The sequence below is a fragment of the Nocardiopsis alborubida genome (assembly GCF_012396365.1).
Taxonomy (GTDB): Bacteria; Actinomycetota; Actinomycetes; order Streptosporangiales; family Streptosporangiaceae; genus Nocardiopsis; species Nocardiopsis alborubida.
In genome coordinates this window covers 1-2,016 of the sequence record NZ_JAAXPG010000069.1, presented here as the reverse complement: position 1 = coordinate 2,016, position 2,016 = coordinate 1, and the positions used below count along the sequence as shown (strand labels likewise).

Here is a 2,016-nt window from a genome sequence, read left to right as displayed (position 1 = left end):
CCGGACTCGATGAGCCGGATCGCCAACTCCCGCTCTTCCTCCGTGGCCCGGCGCCCTTTCTTCGCCATACAGAAAATTATACCCGAAAGGCATAAAGTAACTACGGGAACTTATGAATTTCTTAATAACCCCGCCACGGGAAAAGCAAAAATGCACCCCGGGGTTGGAACCTCGCACCCTCCGGGAACATCCGACGCCGCGCACCCTGATCACATCGCGGTCGATCAGCGACCCTTCGAGCAAAAACCACGCGCGTTCGGCCGCTTTCCACATCCGCTGAGAACGAGCCCGGCGGGTGATCCCCGACCACCGCGACGAAGTCGCGCACATCTGGCAGACACGACGGAGGAGAAAAGTTGACAAAGGGCGAGATCCAGGACATCGAGGAGTTCGTCGACCTGATCGAGAGCTGGTACAGGGAGGATTTCGAGGGCTTCGCCACCATGTACGACGCCGCGATCAGGCACGTGAAACCGATCCCCGAGGACGCACCGGAGGAGGTCCGCTACGACTGGCGCGGAAGGACGGTCAACGACCTGTGCGAGTTCTTCCGGGAGTGGGACAGGTGGCGGCCGGGGGTCTCCAGCGGGCTGGACTACATCGAGAGGTTCAGCTGGCTCAGCTACGAGAACGACTACGGCATGGCCCTCGTCACCTCCGGCCCCGGGTACAGGATGACCGCCCTCTTCACGGACCTGCAGGGTCGTTACATGGACTCCGAAGCCTCCCTCGGCCTGGTGGACGAGTGGATGAGGGAGCTCGGGCCGAAGATGGACGACTACGTCGTCCCGCCCGGCGGCTACAGGAACTTCAACGAGTTCTTCGTCCGGGAGGTCAAAGAGGGCAGGCGCCCGGTCAACGCGCCCGAGGACGGGTCCGTGGTGGTCGCCCCGGCCGACTGCGTCATCAACATGATCGTCGACGAACTGACCGAGGAGACACGGATCCCGGTCAAGACGGTCACCATGAACGTCAGGCAGCTGCTCGACGGGTCCGATTACGCCAGCAGGTTCGTCGGGGGCACCGCGGTGTCATGCATCCTGCTGCCCTAGTCGTACCACCGGTACCACTCCCCCGTCGCGGGGCGCGTGGTGGAATCACGCGACGACATCGACGGGGTCTACTACGGAATGCGCAATTTCCCCGAACTGCTCAACAAGGGCAACATCGGATACGGGTGCGACTACAGCATGTTCGAGTACTTCCGCCGGGGTTATCTGGTCATCGCCACGGGAGAGGACGACAACTGTCTCGTCGGCATGGTCCCCGTCGGCCTGAACTCGATCGCCTCCGTGGAGTTCAGGCCGGAATTCGCCAAGGTGACTCCCGAGAACCCTGTCGCCGTGGACAAGGGGGAGGAGATCGGTTGTTTCAAATACGGCGGTTCGCTGAACATCCTCCTGTTCGAGAAGGGCAGGTTCCCAGCGCTTCAGCTCCTCCAGGGCCAGCGCATCGGGAACTTCGAAGACCCGGAGGCGTCGCCGGCGGTCTTCACCGGTTCCTGGCGCACGCCCTCCCTGCGCCTCAGGTTCTGACCGCGGTCGCCCCGCCCGAGGGGCCTGGCCGCCCTGCGCCAGCGGCGCGGGGCGGCCACAGCAGGGCCGGGAGGGGTGGTCAGCCACTCCGGTACCGGCGATGCCGGCACCGGCCGGGAAGGGATCGGTCCCGCACCCATACCAGCGGAGCCGACGACGGCACCCGGACCACCATGCCGCGGCGCGCCGGGCCGCCGTCGCGCACCACCTCGCGCGTGATCGCCGAGGGCGGGCGACCGTAGCGTTCAACTCCCACCCATTGCAACGACCGGAGTGGGGCTTGTTGCATTAGACCCAGAACCATTGCAACAATTTCCCAGCCACCACCTGCGAATACGACACTTCTTCGCAAATCCCCTGTTGCCACAACCCTGAACGCAACGTAGCTTTTCCAACATCAGAAACAGCGAGCCGCACCAGCGCCGCCAACGAAGAAGGAAAAACACGATGCACACCCTCCCCACCCCCACCCCCATCACCA

At 63.9% G+C, this 2,016-nt stretch carries 1 protein-coding gene and 1 pseudogene; one reads left to right on the top strand and one right to left on the bottom strand.

What is annotated here, in order from left to right; genetic code table 11:
• Positions 1-443 precede the first annotated feature (443 nt).
• Positions 444-1,535: pseudogene (locus HGB44_RS32355) on the top strand (phosphatidylserine decarboxylase).
• Between the two features lie 288 nt (positions 1,536-1,823).
• Here the strand turns inward: HGB44_RS32355 and HGB44_RS31680 are convergent.
• A partial coding sequence (locus HGB44_RS31680; protein WP_210752433.1) for a hypothetical protein occupies positions 1,824-2,016 on the bottom strand: 193 nt, incomplete at its 5' end.